At 44.8% G+C, this 3116-nt stretch carries 2 protein-coding genes; both read left to right on the top strand.

All coding sequences use genetic code 11. The features are described 5' to 3' along the window. Positions 1-1428: DUF262 domain-containing HNH endonuclease family protein (locus tag LHW48_07510; protein MCB5260302.1), on the top strand; the 1428-nt coding region annotated here is incomplete at its 5' end. A gap of 14 nt (positions 1429-1442) precedes the next feature. Next, a partial coding sequence (locus LHW48_07505; GenBank protein MCB5260301.1) for an HsdR family type I site-specific deoxyribonuclease occupies positions 1443-3116 on the top strand: 1674 nt, incomplete at its 3' end.

The following is a 3116-nucleotide window of genomic DNA, read 5'->3' as shown; positions in this document are numbered from 1 at the left end:
TTCGAGATAATACAGTGCATCATCAAAGAAAACAAAGACTCTTTAACCACTGAGAAAGCAATCAAGGCATCGGGAATTAACACTTTTGGAGCACTCAAGAATATCGTGAATGCCTATGGAACGGTGTATGACTATCTGAATGATAACTTTCCCGAAACAGACAAACTGCTCAAGTTCTGGGCATACCTCGCCAATCGGGTTGTATTTATTCAGATATCCACAGAGATCAGCAGTGCCTTGAAGATATTCGAGACAATCAATGAAAGAGGCATTGGCTTGAATCCGATGGACTTGATGAAGAACCTGATCTTCAGACAAGCGGATGCAGATGAGTTCTCCAAGCTCAAAGATGAATGGAAGAAGATCACGAAACCGCTTGAGGAAAGACAGGAAAAACCACTACGCTTTCTGCGCTATTATCTGATGTCGAACTATCCCATTGATAACAGCAGGAAAGACTACATTCTCAGAGAAGATGAGATTTATGATTGGCTGGTAGATGAAAAGAATGCCTCTCTTTGCGGATACAAGAAAGATCCCTTTGCTTTCGTTAAGCATCTGATTGACAATCTGAAGTGCTATTTGGCATACATAGACGGCAAGGATAAAGATGGTAAAGATAACGTTTATACAGATAACCTGAGAATGCTTTGCGGAGGCGCTTTCAGCTTGCACTACATTCTTATGCTTGCAGTTAGATCACTGCCGATTGATCTATTCAACCATTTCGTGAAGAAGCTTGAGATCTTCTTATTCTATTACATCTTTACCAAGACACCTACCAAAGAACTGGAAAGATACTTTGCACTGTGGGTGGGGGAACTGAGGGATATTACCAAACTCACAGATCCTGATAGCCAGAAGACAGCGTTGGATGAGTTTATTGATAAACATTTTGTCCCTAATGTTCAAGCGAAACAAACTGAACTGGCAGCATTCCTGGGGACTTACGCACTGGGCACACTTCAATACTACAGAACCAAATACCTCTTGGCTAAACTGACACAGTTTGTTGAGCTGAGCTTTACAGGTATAAACGATAAAAGAACTCTCAGAGACTATTCGGGGCATGAGATTGAGCATATTTTACCCGACAATCCGGAAAATGAATTGAGAGCGGACTTCATATTGAAGAATCCTGGTAAGGATTATGATCAGTATAAGATAAAGCTTGGGAACTTGACTCTGCTTGAAAAGACTGCAAATATCGTAGCCAGCAATGACAAGTACGAGAATAAGTGTGCTCAATACAGAGCAAGCGGGCTGTACTTCACTCGAAGCTTGGTGGAGATGCCAACCATTGGTACTCAATCATCAGTGAACAGGATAAATCAATTCCTGAAGTTTTTTCCTGATTGGAATGCCGCAACCATTGACGAGAGGCAGCAATTGCTGATAAATCTGGCGTTAGAGGTTTGGAGAATATAAACCGGTGAGGAATAATGTCCGAATATAATAGCGTTGAACGTCCCTTCCTGGATAAGCTGCAGCAGCTTGGTTGGGAGGTAATAGATCAGGGAACGGGGTTTACTCCCTATGATCCAAGCATCAGCAGGAGAGAAAGTTTCAGAGAGTATATCCTTGAGAACGAATTCCGGGCAGCTCTGAAACGAATCAACCTGACTGAGGACGGCAGAAGCTGGCTAACTGATAAACAACTTGATGCGGTGCTTAGCGAGCTTACCATGCACCCCGGCATGGACTTGCTCAAGGCAAATCAGGCTGTATATGAGCTTCTGACCCGTAATACAACAGTGGATCAGAATACGCTGACTGGAGAGCAAAACCCCACGGTGAGGTTGATTGATTTTGCCCATCCTGAGCGCAATAGCTTCATAGCCATCAATCAATTCAAGATCGAGACTCCAGGAGCCAGCAGAGCTGCGATCATTCCGGACATTGTACTGATTATCAATGGCTTGCCGATCGTGGTAGTGGAATGCAAGGATATGGATGTGGCTCAGCCCTTGAGTGAAGCATTTATCCAGATCAACCGCTATGCAAACCTGAGAGTGGATGATTATGGCATCAAGGAAGGCGAAGAGCGGCTTTTCCATTGCAATCTCTTCAACATCGTCACTCATGGCAATGAAGCCAGATTTGGCACCATCACAGGCGAATTTGACCACTATCTGAACTGGAAAGATATCTTCCCGGAGGAGTACAAAACTATCTCCATATCTCCGGATGAGCAGCGCCAGGAAGTGATGATCCATGGGATGCTGAACAAAGCTATCATACTGGATATCTTGAAGAACTTCACCCTATACATGGAGATCAAGAGAGGCGAGAAGGTCAAGATCGTCTGCAGGTATCAGCAATACCGTGCTGTAGGGAAAATCCTCGAACGTCTCAGAATCGGAAAGACACCCTTTGAACGCAGTGGAGTTATCTGGCATACACAAGGCTCGGGGAAGTCCCTAACTATGGTATTCCTGATCAAGAAACTGCGGGATACGGATGATCTGAAGGATTACAAAGTGATCATGGTCAATGATCGACTGGACTTGGAAGATCAGCTATCCCACACCGTGACCTATACGGGAGAAAGCCTCACGTTGATTGAGCACAAAAGGGATCTGGATAAGCTGAAGAACACCAGTTCAAATCTGAATATGGTGATGCTGCACAAGTTCCTGATCAGTGGATCAGTGTCTGCAGAATCGCTATTGACAGCGGGGATTGTGCCGAAGTATGAGGAGTTTCCGGAGCTGAATACCAGTGAGCGGATACTGCTGTTGATTGATGAAGCACATCAGGATCAGGGTGGCGAGATGGGCGATAACCTGTTCCTGGCTTTTCCGAATGCGGTCAAGATCGCTTTTACCGGAACCCCGTTACTCACAGAACGGCATAAGCAAAAAACTCATGAACGCTTTGGCAGCTTCATCGATGTGTATAAGATGAATGACTCGGTGGCAGATAGAGCCACGGTGGACATTCTCTATATAGGCAGAACTAGCCAGGACAAGCTGACTGATGCGGAGATGTTTAAGCGTGAGTTTGAAGATATGTTCAAAGAACGCAGTGAAGAAGAGCGGCTGGAGATACAAAAACGCTATGGCACTGAGATGGCTTATCTGGAATCCAAAGAGAGAATCCGGGCAATCTCGGAA

The sequence above is a fragment of the Candidatus Cloacimonadota bacterium genome (genome assembly GCA_020532355.1).
Lineage (GTDB): Bacteria > Cloacimonadota > Cloacimonadia > Cloacimonadales > Cloacimonadaceae > UBA5456.
The sequence above is the reverse complement of the archived record's forward strand: the minus strand, read 5'-3'. Positions and strand labels throughout refer to the sequence as shown.